Origin of the sequence: Nonlabens sp. MB-3u-79, from assembly GCF_002831625.1 — a bacterium.
GTDB lineage: Bacteria > Bacteroidota > Bacteroidia > Flavobacteriales > Flavobacteriaceae > Nonlabens.
Genome location: NZ_CP025116.1, coordinates 2,382,393 through 2,399,265, shown reverse-complemented (window position 1 = coordinate 2,399,265; position 16,873 = coordinate 2,382,393). Strand labels below are relative to the sequence as shown.

Genomic DNA, 16,873 nt, shown 5'->3' with positions numbered 1-16,873 from the left:
ATAAATGCTTTAGCTGAATGTCCTCTTACTCCACTCCTTTTACCAAAGATCAGTTAATCCCTCAAGAGGAACGTCTTGAAATTACAAGAACCAAGAAGGAGTTGTTTATCGGAATCCCCAAGGAGACTCAACATCAAGAAAAACGCATTTGTTTAACTCCAGATGCTGTTGCCGCAGTATGTGCTCATGGTCATCGTATTTTAATAGAAAAAGGAGCTGGGCTAGCTAGCAATTTTTCAGATCAAGATTATAACAATGCCGGAGCAGAGTTGACTACTGATACTGCAAAAATATTCTCTTGCCCCACCATTCTTAAAGTGGCACCACCTTCTTTAGAAGAAATCAAGATGATTAAGCCACAATCGGTTTTAATATCTGCTTTGCAGTTAAAAACTAGAGATCAAAATTATTTCAATAAACTAGCTGAAAAGAAAATTACTGCGCTTGCTTATGAATTCATCACAGATGACGAAGGAAGGTTTACTGCTGTAAATGCATTGAGTGAAATTTCTGGAGTAGCCTCTATCCTTATCGCTGCCGAACTGTTATCTAATGGAGAAAACAGAACAGGACACCTCTTTGGCAATATAACAGGGGTGCCTCCCGTAGATGTTGTTATTTTAGGTGCTGGAATTGTGGGCGAATTTGCAGCGAGAACCGCTTTAGGATTAGGTGCTAGCGTTAAAATTTTTGATAATTCTATTTCAAAATTGCGAAATGTGCAGAATAATGTGAGTCAGCAATTATTCACTTCCACCATACAGCCTAAGTACCTCTCCAAAGCCCTAAGACGTTGTGACGTGGTAATAGGAGCGCTAACAGGCGAAAACAGAACACCTGTCGTGGTTTCTCAAACTATGGTAGAGAACATGAAAAAAGGATCTGTAATTATAGATGTCAGTATAGACATGGGTGGCTGTTTTGAAACTAGTGAGATCACCAGTCACGACCAGCCTACTTATACCAAACTAGGTATTACTCATTACTGCGTACCTAACATCCCCGCTCGGTATTCAAAAACAGCCAGTGTAGCTTTAAGCAATATTTTTACTCCTTACATATTAAATATAGCAAACGACGGTGGTATAGAGCATGCCATACGCATGGATAAGGGTTTAAAGTGTGGGATTTATCTTTATCATGGTATTGTGACTAATAAATCGGTAGGTGAATGGTATAATTTACCTTACAGCGACGTAAATTTGCTCATCTTTTAAAAAAGTATGAATTTTATAAAACGATTAGGTTTTTATGGTGGCGGCTTTGCTATAGGTATTGTGTTTCTTATCTTTTTTCTTACCGGAAAGAGAACACAATGTACTTGGTTACCAGAAGATCGTGTACTTAACGATATAGCTAGAAAAAACTATGTGAGATTTTCTCCTGAAGTACGCAGCATGCTGCAACAAAGCGAAATCGACACCCTAGACATTCAACTCATTCTTAAATACGGTAAGGTCGATTTTACAAAATCCAACACCGATACTATTCCTTGTAATTTTTACCACATCTCTGGAAGAGAAGAACTGGTTAACACCAGTTTATGGGTCAGAAATTGTGATCGCTTTACTAGAGTAGAAAAAGTACTAAGCCAGTAGCAATTAAATCCCTCTTCTTTTCATTTCTTGCCTGATAAGAGTGAGTTCCCTTCCTGTTTGACCAGCCACAGACGTGTTTTCCTGCGCTCTTCTTATAAGATAAGGCATCACATCTTCAATAGGGCCAAATGGCAATATCTTAAAAGTGTTGTGCCCCAAGGCAGCAAGATTAAAAGTAAGATTATCACTCATACCGTACAGCTGGCCGAACCATACATCATTTGTATTAGGCTCTATTTCCTTCTCTGATAAAACTCGCATAGCATCTAGAGTACTTTCTTCGTTATGAGTTCCTATACAAAGTTTTATGGTGTCTAATCTGTCTAGAATATAGTGCATAACGTTATTATACATGACATCTGTAGCAGCTTTATCTACACAAATAGGGCTTGGATAATTATAGTTTTTTGCCCGCTCGCGTTCCTTTTCCATGTAGGCGCCTCTAACAATTTTTGCCCCTATGATATAATCATTTGCTTTTGCATCTTCATAAAGCTCCATGATGTAATCAAGCCTGTCGTGACGATAACACTGCACGGTATTATATATGTATGCTTTACCATGATTGTACTTTTGCATCATCTCTCCAATTAGATCATCTGCAGCGTCCTGCATCCAAGTTTCTTCACCATCAAAAAGCAAAGCGATATCATTATCCACAGCTGTCTTACAAAGCAAATCTACTCTGTTGTAAATACGTTCCCACTCCAGTTCTTCTGGAACAGTTAATGTTTTCTTTTCAGAAATTTTTTGCCAAATATAAAAACGACCTATAGCGGTGGGCTTAACCACTTCAAAAGGCAATGCATTATTAGCACTAGCCATATGAATCAGGGTTAACTTCTTCCCTACTACAGCATCAAAATCAGCTTCGTTTTCCTTACCTTCTACCGAGTAATCTAGTATAGAACTCACTCCTTTTTCATACATTTTTTCTACCAGCGGCATACACTCTTCATCTGTTGTACCACCACAAAACTGTTGAAAAACGGTATCTTCAATGATCCCTTTTACAGGTAGGCGCCAGTTTAAGGCAAACATGGTAGCCTTAGAACCCAAGTTGACAAGCCATGGCTTAGACATTGAAGTAAATATAAAATGTGCCTTCTTAAGTTCCTTATCAGACCTTAAAGAAAATGCATTTGCGGTATTATTAAAAGGGTTCTCGTTCATGGTACAAATATAATTGCGAAATTGGATTTATTTAATCTTATAGACGCTACTTTTGATAAAACATAACATGTATTAAAAGCCTGTGATGTTCTCGCTTTCGCGAAAGCGTGATTAGCATCAAACTTATAACTCTATTTTTTAATGAAGTCCATTCTAAATTCCAAATACAGCATACATTTCCAAGAAGAAACTTACCTGAATCTCAATAATTTTATCGCTTCTAAAAACCCAAGCTGCATTTTCATACTTGTAGATGAAAATACCATGGAACATTGTTATCCCGTTCTCCTGCCGCATATAGAAACAGAAGCTCGTATTGAAATCATTGAAGTAGAGCCAGGAGAAGAACACAAAAACATAGAAACATGCAGTGGCGTGTGGAGTGCGATGATTGAATTAGGCTGCGATCGCAATAGTTTAATGATTAATCTTGGCGGTGGCGTTATTACAGATTTAGGCGGTTTTATCGCTTCTACCATTAAAAGAGGCATCTCGTTCATTCACATTCCAACTACCGTTTTAGGTATGGTAGATGCCGCTATAGGTGGTAAAAATGGTGTTGATATAGGGCCTCTAAAAAATCAAATAGGTGTTATTGTCCCACCAGAAATGACCTTAATAGACACATCCTACTTAGCATCACTAGAAAAAAGACAATTGCTTAACGGTTCTATAGAAATGTTTAAACACGGTCTTATTGTAGATCGTACGTACTGGAATCATATGCTTCAAATAGGTGATGATTATTATTCTGAAACCTTTGAAAGCCTTATATATCAAAGCGCAGTGATTAAAAACAAAGTAGTAAACAGTGATCCTTTTGAAAAAGGGCCTCGTAAATCGTTGAATTACGGTCATACCATAGGTCATGCCATAGAGTCCTTTTGTTTATCTAATGAGCATCAGGAATCACTATTGCATGGAGAAGCAATTGCTGCAGGTCTTTATTTAGAATCTTATTTAAGCCACCTACATACCGGACTGGATAGAAAAGATTTTGATGAAATAGCTTCTTGGTACCAGCAAATAGGATTGAAATTAGCCTTTACATCATCTGAAATTGAACAAATGCTAGAATTGATGACACACGATAAAAAGAATGTGAATGGAGAGATCAGATTTGTTTTATTGGAATCTATAGGCTCTTTTGTTACAGACCAGACCGTACCCGTTGAAGATGTCATCAAAAGCTTTTCTCTACTTTAAAATTTAAATTGCTTCAAAATATAGTTTTGTAAATTGTAATAAATAATATATTTTCGGTACGCCCCAAACGATCTTGATATGAGAAATGTTATTGTTGATTACAAAAAACTTACGCCAGAAGTATTGGCTATGCTAGTAGAAAAATTTCCTGATGGATATGGGGATGATGACGTGATTACTTTTAAAAATCATAAGTATGAAACCATAGAAGCTGTAGAAATTATTACTAAAGATACAAAGTACCTAGTAAAGATTTCTAAGCGTCTTTCTATGCAAATGGAATCCTTTGATGAAGACGATTATTCTGAAAAAGAAATGGACAATCCAGAAGCACTTCCAGAAATTACCGTAGATGATTTGAAGAAGGCTGAAGAAGAAGATTAAACCAGGTCTGTTTTTGCCTATGCTCAGACGTTGTATTATTTAAAACCTAGTGAGACGTCTCCATATGCAACAATTTGAAAATAATGAAAAATATCAATATCAAGGTGGCTAAAGTCATCATTCCTGTTATATTTTTTTTGGCAGCGTTATTTTATTTAAGTGATATCAATTTTCAATTAGAATACTTTAAGATGATGGGATTTTTAAAAATAGTGTTATTTGTAGTTTTACCAGTTTTACCTACTGCTATCATAATTAATTACATGTCAAAAAGAGCTTTAAAAAATAGAAAGCATGACGACGGGATGGAGTAAAAAAGACGCTCTCCTTTATTTAAGAAATGTGTTGTTAAAAAAAATCCCCTTAAAGCCATAGCTTTAAGGGGATTTTTGATTCTATATTTTGTTTGGTTTTACTTATTTAAAACCGCTTGTACTTTATCAGCTGCTTCCTGAAACTCAATAGCACTTTGAACATCTAGTCCAGAGCTATCGATGAGTTCCTTAGCAATTTCTGCGTTTGTACCTTGAAGTCTTACGATAATAGGCACATTTATAGCATCCCCCATATTTTTATAAGCGTCTACTATACCTTGTGCTACACGATCACATCTTACGATACCACCAAATATGTTTACAAGAATAGCTTCTACTTTATCATCTTTAAGAATAATACGGAAGGCTTCTTCCACACGTTTAGCGTCTGCAGTTCCTCCTACATCTAGGAAATTTGCAGGTTCCCCACCAGCTTGTTTGATCAGGTCCATTGTTGCCATCGCAAGTCCAGCACCATTTACCATACAACCCACGTTACCGTCAAGATCTACATAGTTCAATCCTACAGCTCTTGCTTCTACTTCTGTTGGGTTTTCTTCTCTTATATCTCTCAACGCCTCAAGATCTTTATGACGGAACAATGCATTCTCATCAAGAGTGATCTTACAGTCAACTGCAATAATGGTATTGTTAGAAGCTTTAATGACTGGATTGATTTCAAATAAAGCAGAGTCAGATCCTACATAAGCATTGTATAAAGCGTCGACAAACTTGGTCATTTCTTTAAAAGCTTTACCGCTTAATCCTAAATTGAAAGCAATGCGTCTCGCTTGAAAAGCTTGAAGACCATGAGATGGGTGTATCGTTTCTGTAAAAATCAAGTGTGGTGTTTCTTCAGCTACAGTTTCTATATCCATTCCACCTTCTGTAGAATACATGATCATGTTTTTTCCTTGTGCGCGATCTAGAAGTACCGACATATAGAATTCTTCTATTTCTGCCTCTCCTGGGCCGTATACGTCTTCTGCAACAAGAACTTGGTGTACTCTCTTACCTTCAGCACTTGTCTGAGGAGTAACAAGATCCATTCCTATAATCTGTCCAGAAATTTCTTTTACTTGATCAAGGCTTTTTGCAAGTTTAACACCACCACCTTTACCACGACCACCAGCGTGGACCTGTGCTTTAATGATATGCCATCCAGTTCCAGTTTCTTCGGTAAGCGCTTTTGCAGCGGCTACTGCTTCCTCTGAAGTTGTTGCAACTTTACCCCTTTGTATGGTAACACCATAGCTGGCGAGTATTTCTTTACCTTGATATTCGTGAAGATTCATAATTGTTCTTTAAGATTCAATTTAAGTACAGCAAAAGTAAGAAAGTGAACTTTGAATTTGAAATTATTCTATCTAAAAGAATGCTTATTTTATGCACATTATATGGAGCATCTGTAGACTTTAAACTTAGTATTAAATTTTATGATATTATTCACGTTTAATTCTGCTACTCTACTACTTTTGTAGGCTTAATTTTAATCATGAACAATCAAGATTTATTAAACATAGCTCGTGAGCACGGTAGCCCGGTCTATGTCTATGATGCAGAGGTCATTGTAGCTCAGTATGAACGTTTGGTTTCCGCTTTCGCGAAAGCGAAAAACTTAAGAATTCACTACGCTGTTAAAGCACTTTCTAACATCTCTATCTTGAAACTTTTTAAACAGTTAGGCGCTGGACTCGATACCGTGAGTCTACAAGAGGTGGAATTAGGTCTTGCTGCTGGCGTTGATCCTAAGAAAATAATCTTTACTCCTAATGGTGTATCCCTAGAGGAAATAGAGAAAGTTGCCACAAGAGGAGTACAAATCAATATAGACAACCTCTCTATTTTAGAGCAATTCGGCTCCAAGCATCCTAATACACCAGTTTGCATAAGAATCAATCCTCATGTGATGGCTGGTGGAAATGCAAATATTTCTGTAGGACATATCGATAGTAAATTTGGAATTTCCATACATCAAATTCCTCATATCTTGCGTATTGTAGAGAACACGGGAATGACGGTTAATGGTGTGCACATGCATACTGGTAGTGACATTTTGGACATTGGTGTATTCCTTTATGCGACCGATATTTTATTTGAAACGGCTGCTAAGTTTAAGGACCTGGAGTTTATTGACTTCGGTAGTGGTTTTAAAGTCCCGTATAAGGAAGGCGACGTCTCTACAGATATTGCAGACTTAGGGGAGCAATTAAGTGAACGTTTCAACCAATTCTGTGAAGATTATGGTCGTGATATTACAATGGCTTTTGAACCTGGGAAATTTTTAGTTAGCGAGGCAGGACAGTTTCTGGCACAGGTAAACGTGGTGAAACAAACCACCTCTACCGTATTTGCTGGAATTGATTCTGGTTTTAATCATTTGATAAGACCTATGTTGTACGGCTCGTACCACGGCATCAATAATATATCTAACCCAGAAGGTAGGAACAGGTTTTATAGTGTCGTAGGATATATTTGTGAAACAGATACGTTTGCAAACAACCGTCAAATATCAGAAATTACAGAAGGAGACATTCTTTCCTTCTCTAATGCAGGAGCTTATTGTTTTTCTATGGCAAGTAATTATAATTCTCGTTACAGACCTGCAGAGGTTCTTTGGTACAACGGTAAATCCCACTTGATAAGAGAACGAGAAACTATGAAGGATATATTAAAGGGACAGTGTGAAATTCAACTGGAAGAATTGGTACCGGTATAGTTGATTACTCCCCTACTATTTATAGAAAAGCCCATCTTATGATTGGGCTTTTTTTATGTCGTTTTCAGACAGAATAAAGTTCCATCTGTGGTTTCCTATTGTTTAAAAAACATAAAACAGCACTAAATATCAAAGAAAATTACCCTTTATAGGGTATTTTATATAAAGGACAAGTCTAGTATATTTGGTTATCTTAAAATTTTACAATTATGAAAAAATTAATTTATCTAACTGGTATACTGATAGTTGGTATATCTTTATACAGTTTTACTCCTATAAAGGAAGAGTGTATTGATGAATCTTTAGACCTGCTAATAGAAATCAACCTCGCCGATTACCAAGAAGGAAAATGGGGCTCTTGGAATCTTACCGATTGCTTAAGAGGTTTGGATTTTAGAGTGCGCAATGATGGTTATAATAAATATGCAAAAAAAACTCGTTGGTCTGTTGAGTTTAGAAATAGGTATGAAGAGAACATTCATTTTAGCACAAAAATGGTTGCTTATCGAGATAGAGCTGAAATTAAAAGATCTGAAAAAACTACCGATCGCATTCATGTAGATGGTCGTAACGGTACCAATGGATCCTATTTCTTAGTAGATGACCCAAATAGTGTTTATGTATATATTAATCGCATTAGAATTAGCCCAAAGGATTACAATAGCGATTATGTAGATTGTGATCGTTAAATCACTGTTTTCTTAAAAGCAGCAATGTTACCCGCTAGAAAAAAAGCCTGTTTTCTTTTGAAAACAGGCTTTTTAAATTATTTGTGAGTGACTTTTATTTGATGATCACCTTTCTAGTTTGAATACCGTAATTAGTATTCATTTTTATAATGTAGTTACCCCTCGCAATGGAAGAGGTGTCTATTCTAATGATTCCATTCTGATCGGCTACATCCCAAACTTTCAACTCTTGTCCTAACATGTTGATGATCCTAAGCTCTTGGATCTCTATTTCTACAGGTTTCTTGATATGTAGCTCTTCTATATTATTAGGTGTAAATACAATAATATCTGTAGCGCTTATTTCTAAAGGATCATTACTCAAAGTAGATGGGTCTGAAAAGCTAATAGAGAAGCGGTCTTCATAAGTTCCCGCAACCAGTTGTGGGCTGGTATAAGTACCATTCATAAGATTGACATACGTATGTAATAAGGCATCTTTGACAAATATTTCCTGCGTAGCAGACACATTGCGTAAATCATCTAGCTTAATACTAAAACTACTGTTGTTATTTATTTTTATAAATAAAGGCAGCTCTGTGCTAGTATCCATGGCAGGAACTCCTTGGATCAATAGTTTCTCATTAGGTAGCTTCCAAGCCATATCATCCATTTGCTCTTCTTGCATTCTTCCATCATAACCTCTGTCAAAACCTGATGTCGCGTTGCTATCTATAGTCAACAACAACTGTCTGTGAATAAGATTTGAAGAATCAAATCCTAGTCTTATTTTTGAGCGTGGGTCATTGACTGTATTGAGATGTCCTATGCTTGAGATAGGATTACTTCCCGGAGCAGTTACAAATAAGCTTTGCCCATCGGACTCTTTTCTAAACTGACGCTGATCGTTTCTAAATCTAATGCTCCCACCATTATTGATTCCTGTGACAAAGAATCCTTGCCCTACTGGGATAAATTGTTCTGGTCGCTTGGTGGCTACTCCTCCCTGATTGATATCTGGATTTGAAGTCCCAAAAGTCGCACTTCCTACTCCACCAGAGTAATTATAGGTAGCATAACCTCCTTGGTAGTCTCTTAATATATGGGAGTTTCCTCCCCAATGTTCCCAAAAGTAAACGGTCCCATCTGTATCTGGATTATCTGAGATAAACTCATGAGCATCTAGTGCACTTGGATAAGGATTTCCTACCAAGTAATCATTACCATTATCAATGTCTAAATTGATATCTCCATTGTTAGGCTTCCCTACAAAGATATAGTTCTGTGTGGCTCCTGCGGCTCCTGTTCCTTTCATCGTCCAAGCTTCTCCTGTAAGCTGACTGCTGCTAGGGCCTGCATATTCCCAGTTGGCATAGGTGTTACTAGTTGTGTTTCCATATTTATACAACCATCTTCCTGAAATAGTGGCAGGTGTGCTAGCTGTTCCCGGAGCACCATTTCCTACTGAGGACGGAGTAAATAATAAATCCCTAGGAGTTGTTACTAAAGTTCCGTCTTTAAGAACTCCAGAGATGGTGTATCCGTTGTTATTAGCACCATTTGTAATTCTGCTTACAGGTGAACTCCAGTAGTTGTAGTTGAACAAATCAGAAGTCCCTTGCTGATCTATTTCTATCTTTCCTGTAATAGAAGGGATCAAATCACTATCCGTAGATTGTACCAATTGAGATTCTCCTTGAAGATCTATGGTGCCGTCTAATTTTAAGTTATGAGTTATCGTAAGGCCTCGATCGCCTTCCATAGAAAGATTTCCTAACGTGCCTACTTCAAGCCCTAATAGGGTGTAGTCCTTATTATCTGCAATAATATTTTCATTGACAACAGCTATATTCCAGTCTATTGAAATAGTCGTGCCATTAATAACTCTCGTGGAGCCTGGGATAAACATCGCACTACCGTTACTCCAGCTGCTACCGCTATTCCAATTTCCATCTGTTGTAGATATATAAGGAAGAGGTGCCGTTTGCTCGTTGATACTAAAACTATCTGGCTGGATCAAACCACCTCTATGTCCGTTTCCTGAAGCATCGTTAAGGTGCGTTCCTATGTACGTATTCATGTTGAAATAAGCTTCTAGATCATTATTCCAATCCAATCCAGAAATATCATTCCTACTCACTGTGTCTGGAATAATAGATCCTTTTATACCTGTTCCATCAATTTCAATTTCTTGATTCATCATAAAACGGATCTGATCCTGACTAAGGGCTCTGGAAAATATCCTGATCTCATCCAGACTTCCTGAAAAGTTATCGATGATGTTATCTTTGTCTACATACCGAGAAGCAATACAAAACTTAGCATCATTAGGAACTGTATTAGCTATACTCTGAGTGATATCTTCGACTCCATCTATATAAAGCACTGCTGTACTACCAGTGTATGTAAAAGTCACATACCTCCATACATTATTACTTAAAGCAGTATTACTAACTATAATAGACGTCCCGTTATGGCTCATTGCCAGGCGATTGCTGTCTGTTAAGTAGAAATGATAGCCATCGTTACCTGCCGCTCTTTTAGAAACAATTGTTTTATTGGAATTGCTTGAATTGGATCCATCTGTTTTTACCCAAGCAGAGATAGAGTAATCACCGCCTAACCCCACTTCGTCTCCCATAGCTACATAATCATTGGTCCCATCAAAGAGGATGTCCTTAGAAGCAATAACTTCATGAGCAACGCCAAATTTCATAAAACGTGTCCCATCAAAATCATACGTAGCTTCTTGATTAGCACCCACCGTTTCCAGAAAGATGGTTTCAACTGCTGTTGTAAAATTATCATCATCGGCAACTATCATGACATAAGCGTCATTTCCAACTAGTGGTGGTAAGGAAATTAATCCAGCTGTTACTACTGATATTTTTACTTCTGGAATATCATTAGCGTTTTGAGACAGCTCTTTAAACTTCCAAGTTCGCTCTGTCACGTCTGTAAACGTAGTTACAAGGCTTGGACCTAAAGTTACCTCTAGAGGGGTTGGCAGTGCTGAAAGGGCCCCGCGAGTACTACCCCACATTAAAAAGTCACCACTATCTTCAAAAGCACTTGGATTAGCACTGTTAGTAGGATAAATATCTCCTAAACCTACCGTCATAAAAGTAAACGGGTCCACACTTTTTGCTTGTTTCTGATTCAATAAATAACAATCATCACGACCTATACTTGTTACATTGTTCGTATAGCCAAAATCTAATGTTGTGTTCCATAAAGCAACTCCATTAGAATCAAAATACTCGCCTGGAACGTGTGGAACACCTATAGCTGTAAGTTCATAAAGACCGAGCGTTATTCCAAATTTTACGGCTAAGTAAGATTCTATACGTTTGCGATCTGCATCACTCTTGCGTTGCGAAAAGGACATCACCTCTAAAAAATCACCTGTGAAACTAGGTCCAAAATACTCTGATCTACCCAACCAATATCTTGAGTTTAAAATGTTTTTAAACGTGGCTAGATTTTCTTCCTGAGTAAAAGACGGAGCAACCGTAACACCCAAGTCTATACCATCTAGATACAAATCCATCGCATTACCAGCGGCGTTCAAACGGGCATTAAAAATAACGGGGCGGTCATAAACTAACGTAGGATGAATAATGGCTTTACCGTAATCACTTTGAGCTCCTTGATTATAACCCACAATGTCCGGCGAAGCTCCATATCTAGCTGAAGAGTTATTGATAGCAATACCTGTTATATCTTGATTTCTTCCATCCGTCACATAATCGTCTCCTAAAAAAACATCCTCTGTAGGACGAGAAGCAGATATGGTAAGTGTTGGGTTAATGACGATATATAGATCTTCACTGTAAAATCCAGACTTACCAAACATTGCGTTGGACCCATCAAAGGAGACTACTGGATTATAATTGACGTTATTGGTGGAATTATCATAATAGGTAGGTCGTTCTGATCCTGAAGCCTTAGCATTAGTCCAATCTGGACTGATATTTGACCCAGCAAGTAATGCTGAAGTATTTTCCCATTCACTCACTCGATCTCCATTATTCAATCCTGCTAACGCTAGTGTTTCTGTATTGAGCCACAACTCTAGGTTGTCATAGATACCAGCTCCACAAGTAATGTAATTTTTAACCTGTTGAGTAAATCCGACAATTGTAAAATTATCAAATGCCACACCACGGTCTGTGGTAGAACCATTACTTTCAAAATTAACTCTAAACTGCACGCTGCTTTGATTATCAAATGCTTGAGATGGCAAATCAATGGAAGCATTGAACCATCCGTTGGAGTCTCCACTCCATGCGCCTATCATAACTGAAATCCTTCCTGTCGCAGTTACATCATAACTTCTATTATACCAGTTCGTTGCTTCACCGTTATATATTCCTAGTAAGTGCCAGTTAGCCCCAGCATCATTGGTAAACTCTATGTTCATTCCATCATAACTAGTCTGAGTGTCATGACTAATGTCTACAGACAAAGTCATTTTATCATAACCGGATAAATCAATAACCGGAGAAGTTGCAGATATGTCCGTATTATTTCGATAGCGATTACTTGATGTACCTGAGTATTGATATCTTCCAGGATTACCGGGAAAGTATGTATTATTAGTACCTCTTTGAAAAGAAAGACCACCGTTGTTTTGATAGGACCATGAACTATCTCCAAACCCATTTTCAAAATGAGCATCAAAAATGGTAATCTGTCCAAAAAGAAAAACGGTAAATAATAAGGTGAATACAGTGAGTAACACCCTAAGGTTTAATCGGTTAATTTTTTTCATTATTCCAATGTTAAAAATGAGTGACACAAGAATAAAAAATGAAATAAGCAGATACAAGCAAAATGCTATGCATTACATCATAAAAAAATAAATATTTTAATTTAAATACTTGATTATTAGGTAATTAATAAATAAAGTAATTTATAAAAAAATATAATTAGCTTTTCATACGTCGATATGCTAAACAAATGTTAATGCTTTTAATCGGTAAAAGTTAAGATATAGCCCTTATAATAGTTACCAATTGGATGGTAATGAACATTTGAGGGCTAAAAGTGGGGTGAATATATTTTTTATCGATGAAATACATATTGGTAATTTGGTCGAAAAAAGGGTTGAAAAAAAGGGTGAATTAACTTTTTGATAACTGCTCTTTCAGCTCGATCCATTTGCTCAAATATTTATATTTATTATTGGAATGATAGTTAAGCATTTTGATGAAAAAATCATCCTTTAACTCGATGGACAAGTCTTGGTTATTTATCGATACAACTCGATCTAAAAAAGCTTTCGCGAAAGCGGTATACTCATAATTATCTTTTAATACTTCCTCATTAGTACCACTGATATGATTCCATTCTGATTTAGAGCTATACAATTCCACAGATTTATTTGCATAATCTATGGGGTCGTTTTCCTCAAAACCGTATAACTTCCCATCGTTAAACATGCCTTCTGACGCAATAGAGGACATTGCGACTGGTGTGCAGGATTGCATGGCATCAAATATCTTACCCTTTAAACCCGCGCCAAACCTTAATGGTGCCATCAATATTCTATATTGTTTTAAAGTATCCATGGCATTTAGAGCAAATCCTTTTATAATAAATCCTTGTTCCTTATTGTGAAGTTGGTTGATCTTCTCCTTTTGATAAGCTCCGTAAATATGAATCTCCACCCCTGGCAATTGTTTTCTAATACTAGGCCATATATCCTTCTTCATATGTAAAATCGCGTCGTAATTAGGACGGTGTAGGGAGTTCCCAATCATTATAAAATGTTTTCGTTCTTGGTAACTAGGGAGGCTCTTCTGATTCTTTTGATATAGAGAAGCCTGGAATAAAAAAGGCACGTAAATCAACTTGGCGTCTGGTACTTGAAATATCTGCTTTAATAGGTCCATCTCTACTTTGGAAATAATAATACTCAAATCACACCTGTATATAGCTGCAATTTCTCTCATAGCAGTTTCATTATATACATTTACCTGTTCCTTTTTCTTGAAGGCTTCTTCCCTAGCTTTTCGCAACAAATGTAGATCTTCAGTATCCAGTATGTGAATCGCTTTAGTTACCTGTTCTCTACAGCGCCACCCATATTGCTCTTCGGTCATAAAACGATCGTACAGGATGATATCTGGTTGCAATTCTTTGACGTAATCGTCAAAACTAGAATCGTTGAGAAGAAGAGACTTTTCAATGATCTGTAAAGACTTTAAATCCTCAGAAAATTCAGATTTTGTTGCAGCACATGAAAAATGAATTTGATATGCGTCTTCTTGAAAAATCCTGAGCAACTGTAGCATTCTGTAGCCTGCAGCTGTTGTGTTAGGTTCTGGCCAGTTTTTTCCTATGACGAGTAGTTTTTTCATAAAGCAAAGTTAGTTCTTAGATCTTACTAGATCGATAAATTGACCAGTTGCTATAAAATCATTTGTTAAAGTCTGAAGCTCCAAATCAATGAAATAAGCACAAATACCTACTTACTAACAAAATCTTGTCAACCAAATTATGGAATAGAGCCTAAAATCCGCTGTAAAATATTTACTTTAGCATTTTTAATTTATAAATCTTCCATGGGTAAAATAATTGCCATAGCAAATCAAAAAGGTGGTGTAGGAAAAACAACAACAGCTGTTAATCTTGCAGCTTGTTTAGGTGTTTTAGAAAAGAAAGTTTTACTCATTGACGCTGACCCTCAGGCAAATGCTACTTCAGGCTTAGGAATTGATGTAGACACTATTGAACAAGGAACCTATCAGCTTATAGAGAACTCTGCAAAGGCAGAGGATTTAATTATCAAAACAGCATCTCCTAATGTTGACATTATTCCATCACATATTGATCTTGTTGCCATAGAAATAGAGCTCGTAGATAAAGAAGACCGCGAGTACATGATGAAAAAAGCTTTACAGAGTATAAAAGATAGCTACGATTACATTATTATCGATTGTGCTCCATCTTTAGGTTTACTTACTTTAAATGCACTCACCGCGAGCAATTCGGTATTAATTCCTATTCAATGTGAGTACTTTGCCTTAGAAGGATTAGGTAAATTACTGAACACGGTAAAGAGTGTTCAAAAAATACATAATGCCAACCTTGATATAGAAGGTTTATTACTTACCATGTACGATAGCAGGCTGCGACTTTCTAATCAAGTGGTTGAAGAAGTGAATCAACATTTTGAAGGCCTTACCTTTAAAACAATCATTCAACGTAATGTGCGTTTAAGTGAAGCACCTTCTTATGGAGAAAGTATTATTAATTATGATGCGTCCAGTAAAGGGTCAGAAAACTATTTGAGCCTTGCCAATGAACTCATACAGAAAAACGCCTAAGCAATATGGCCAAAGCAACTAAAAAACAAGCACTAGGAAGAGGTTTATCTGCACTTTTAAAAGACCCTAGTAACGATATCAATTCTACTACAGATAAAAATGCAGATCAAATAGTAGGTAATGTCATAGACCTTTCTTTAGAGGACATCGACATGAACCCGTTTCAACCTAGAACCAGTTTTAACGAGGATCAATTAAGAGAACTGGCTTCTTCCATAAGAGAACTTGGTGTGATACAACCTATTACGGTACGTAAAAAGGGGTTTGGTAAGTATGAACTCGTTTCTGGAGAACGCAGGTGTCGCGCTTCTAGGCTTCTAGGCTTGGATACTATTCCTGCTTATGTACGTATTGCAAATGATCAAGAATCTCTTGAAATGGCGCTGGTGGAAAACATACAACGTCAGGACCTTGACCCTATTGAAATTGCTCTTTCCTATCAAAGACTCATTGAAGAGATAGATCTTACTCAAGAACAAATGAGTGATCGTATCGGAAAATCTCGTAGCGCTATAGCTAATTACCTACGCCTGTTAAAATTAGACCCTATCATACAGACAGGTATGAGAGATGGGTTTATTTCTATGGGACATGGTCGCGCATTGATCACAGTAGAAAGTCTAGAACAACAACTAGATATTTATCAAAAGATCCTCAGCGATAGCCTTTCTGTAAGAGATACGGAGAAAATGGTAAAGGAATTAAAAAGTGGTACGCTTTCGCGAAAGCCAACTAAAACCAATTCCTTACCAGAGCATATCTCTAAGCAAACAAAGGAGTTAAACGCCTTACTAGACACAAAAGTAACCACTACCATGGCAAATTCTGGTAAGGGTAAAATAACTATTTCTTACGCTTCTAAAGCTGATTTTGAACGTATTGTAAAGTTGATCAATGAGTAAAAGCTTTTTTTACATATTACTTTTTTCGGGAATATTAGGTTTATCACAAAACACAACTGTTCCCGGACCTAATTTTGACACCTTGCTCGTCGCGCAAGACAGTGTTGCAGCTTATGATGCCAATAGGCCTGCAAAAGCGGCTTTTTATAGCGCTGTCATACCTGGTTTAGGACAAGCCTACAATAAACAATACTGGAAAGTACCTCTAGCAATCGCTGCAGTGGGGTTACCAATTTATGCTTACACTATAAACGACAAAGAATACAACCGACTAAGAGATGCTTTTAGAATAAGACTTGCTGGAGGAACTGACGATGAGTTTTCAAATGAAGACGGCACCCCTATTATAAGCACAGAAGGATTAGAACGAGCACAACGCACATCACAACGCAATAAAGAGTTAAGCATCTTAATAACTGCTGCTCTTTATGTCCTACAAATAATTGATGCTAATGTTGATGGACATTTGAGCCAATTTAGCGTGGATCGTAATTTGAGTTTCTTACCTTATATGGATTATAATACTTTAGCCATTGGCAATTCCTATGGTTTTAATTTGAGCTACACTTTTTAAT

General features: G+C 37.0%; 14 protein-coding genes. 10 read left to right on the top strand and 4 right to left on the bottom strand.

Going from position 1 to position 16,873, the window contains the following annotated elements; all coding sequences use genetic code 11:
- Window positions 1-17 precede the first annotated feature (17 nt).
- Both CW736_RS10575 and CW736_RS10570 read left to right on the top strand, forming a co-directional pair.
- Complete coding sequence (locus tag CW736_RS10575; RefSeq protein ID WP_101013908.1) at window positions 18-1,217, top strand: alanine dehydrogenase; 1,200 nt, start codon at window positions 18-20, stop codon at window positions 1,215-1,217.
- A gap of 6 nt (window positions 1,218-1,223) precedes the next feature.
- Window positions 1,224-1,598 carry a DUF4258 domain-containing protein gene (locus tag CW736_RS10570; protein WP_101013907.1) on the top strand — a complete coding sequence of 125 codons (375 nt, stop codon included), beginning with the start codon at window positions 1,224-1,226 and terminating at the stop codon, window positions 1,596-1,598.
- 3 nt (window positions 1,599-1,601) lie between these two features.
- On the opposite strand, the gene CW736_RS10565 is transcribed toward CW736_RS10570, so the two are convergent.
- Entirely contained in the window at window positions 1,602-2,771 is a 1,170-nt protein-coding gene (locus tag CW736_RS10565; protein ID WP_101013906.1) for a proline dehydrogenase family protein, read from the bottom strand.
- A 141-nt stretch (window positions 2,772-2,912) separates the two neighbouring features.
- Between CW736_RS10565 and aroB the strand changes: the two genes are divergently transcribed.
- From aroB to CW736_RS10550, 3 genes are all read left to right on the top strand, one after another.
- A complete protein-coding gene (gene aroB, locus CW736_RS10560; RefSeq protein WP_101013905.1) occupies window positions 2,913-3,977 on the top strand; it encodes a 3-dehydroquinate synthase in 1,065 nt (354 codons plus the stop codon).
- 78 nt (window positions 3,978-4,055) lie between these two features.
- Complete coding sequence (locus tag CW736_RS10555) at window positions 4,056-4,361, top strand: hypothetical protein (protein ID WP_101013904.1); 306 nt, start codon at window positions 4,056-4,058, stop codon at window positions 4,359-4,361.
- A gap of 83 nt (window positions 4,362-4,444) precedes the next feature.
- On the top strand, window positions 4,445-4,675 hold the full coding sequence (locus tag CW736_RS10550; RefSeq protein WP_101013903.1) for a hypothetical protein: 231 nt from the start codon (window positions 4,445-4,447) through the stop codon (window positions 4,673-4,675).
- Window positions 4,676-4,773: 98 nt separating this feature from the next.
- Here CW736_RS10550 and sucC read toward each other — a convergent pair whose 3' ends face one another.
- On the bottom strand, window positions 4,774-5,970 hold the full coding sequence (gene sucC / locus CW736_RS10545) for an ADP-forming succinate--CoA ligase subunit beta (RefSeq protein ID WP_101013902.1): 1,197 nt from the start codon (window positions 5,968-5,970) through the stop codon (window positions 4,774-4,776).
- Between the two features lie 200 nt (window positions 5,971-6,170).
- Here sucC and lysA point away from each other — a divergent pair, with 200 nt between their 5' ends.
- Both lysA and CW736_RS10535 read left to right on the top strand, forming a co-directional pair.
- Window positions 6,171-7,394 carry a diaminopimelate decarboxylase gene (gene lysA, locus CW736_RS10540; protein ID WP_101013901.1) on the top strand — a complete coding sequence of 408 codons (1,224 nt, stop codon included), beginning with the start codon at window positions 6,171-6,173 and terminating at the stop codon, window positions 7,392-7,394.
- Window positions 7,395-7,603: 209 nt separating this feature from the next.
- Entirely contained in the window at window positions 7,604-8,083 is a 480-nt protein-coding gene (locus tag CW736_RS10535) for a hypothetical protein (RefSeq protein WP_101013900.1), read from the top strand.
- A gap of 94 nt (window positions 8,084-8,177) precedes the next feature.
- Here CW736_RS10535 and CW736_RS10530 read toward each other — a convergent pair whose 3' ends face one another.
- Together CW736_RS10530 and CW736_RS10525 are read right to left on the bottom strand one after the other, a co-directional pair.
- Entirely contained in the window at window positions 8,178-12,836 is a 4,659-nt protein-coding gene (locus tag CW736_RS10530; protein WP_101013899.1) for a LamG-like jellyroll fold domain-containing protein, read from the bottom strand.
- A gap of 352 nt (window positions 12,837-13,188) precedes the next feature.
- Window positions 13,189-14,427, bottom strand: coding sequence for a glycosyltransferase family 4 protein (locus CW736_RS10525; protein ID WP_101013898.1), 1,239 nt, complete (start codon window positions 14,425-14,427; stop codon window positions 13,189-13,191).
- Window positions 14,428-14,631: 204 nt separating this feature from the next.
- Between CW736_RS10525 and CW736_RS10520 the strand changes: the two genes are divergently transcribed.
- The 3 genes from CW736_RS10520 to CW736_RS10510 are packed head-to-tail and all read left to right on the top strand — an operon-like array spanning window position 14,632 to window position 16,872.
- Window positions 14,632-15,396 carry a ParA family protein gene (locus tag CW736_RS10520; protein WP_101013897.1) on the top strand — a complete coding sequence of 255 codons (765 nt, stop codon included), beginning with the start codon at window positions 14,632-14,634 and terminating at the stop codon, window positions 15,394-15,396.
- 5 nt (window positions 15,397-15,401) lie between these two features.
- A complete protein-coding gene (locus CW736_RS10515) occupies window positions 15,402-16,298 on the top strand; it encodes a ParB/RepB/Spo0J family partition protein (protein ID WP_101013896.1) in 897 nt (298 codons plus the stop codon).
- Window positions 16,291-16,872 carry a DUF5683 domain-containing protein gene (locus tag CW736_RS10510; protein ID WP_232735348.1) on the top strand — a complete coding sequence of 194 codons (582 nt, stop codon included), beginning with the start codon at window positions 16,291-16,293 and terminating at the stop codon, window positions 16,870-16,872. Before CW736_RS10515 ends, CW736_RS10510 begins: the two co-directional genes overlap by 8 nt.
- Window position 16,873 lies beyond the last annotated feature (1 nt).

Bases quoted from the DNA above. Each gene is read 5' to 3' on its own strand.
- CW736_RS10575 (WP_101013908.1), top strand. From the start codon at position 18: ATGTCCTCTTACTCCACTCCTTTTACCAAAGATCAGTTAATCCCTCAA.
- CW736_RS10570 (WP_101013907.1), top strand. From the start codon at position 1,224: ATGAATTTTATAAAACGATTAGGTTTTTATGGTGGCGGCTTTGCTATA.
- CW736_RS10565 (WP_101013906.1), bottom strand. From the start codon at position 2,771: ATGAACGAGAACCCTTTTAATAATACCGCAAATGCATTTTCTTTAAGG.
- aroB (WP_101013905.1), top strand. From the start codon at position 2,913: ATGAAGTCCATTCTAAATTCCAAATACAGCATACATTTCCAAGAAGAA.
- CW736_RS10555 (WP_101013904.1), top strand. From the start codon at position 4,056: ATGAGAAATGTTATTGTTGATTACAAAAAACTTACGCCAGAAGTATTG.
- CW736_RS10550 (WP_101013903.1), top strand. From the start codon at position 4,445: ATGAAAAATATCAATATCAAGGTGGCTAAAGTCATCATTCCTGTTATA.
- sucC (WP_101013902.1), bottom strand. From the start codon at position 5,970: ATGAATCTTCACGAATATCAAGGTAAAGAAATACTCGCCAGCTATGGT.
- lysA (WP_101013901.1), top strand. From the start codon at position 6,171: ATGAACAATCAAGATTTATTAAACATAGCTCGTGAGCACGGTAGCCCG.
- CW736_RS10535 (WP_101013900.1), top strand. From the start codon at position 7,604: ATGAAAAAATTAATTTATCTAACTGGTATACTGATAGTTGGTATATCT.
- CW736_RS10530 (WP_101013899.1), bottom strand. From the start codon at position 12,836: ATGAAAAAAATTAACCGATTAAACCTTAGGGTGTTACTCACTGTATTC.
- CW736_RS10525 (WP_101013898.1), bottom strand. From the start codon at position 14,427: ATGAAAAAACTACTCGTCATAGGAAAAAACTGGCCAGAACCTAACACA.
- CW736_RS10520 (WP_101013897.1), top strand. From the start codon at position 14,632: ATGGGTAAAATAATTGCCATAGCAAATCAAAAAGGTGGTGTAGGAAAA.
- CW736_RS10515 (WP_101013896.1), top strand. From the start codon at position 15,402: ATGGCCAAAGCAACTAAAAAACAAGCACTAGGAAGAGGTTTATCTGCA.
- CW736_RS10510 (WP_232735348.1), top strand. From the start codon at position 16,291: ATGAGTAAAAGCTTTTTTTACATATTACTTTTTTCGGGAATATTAGGT.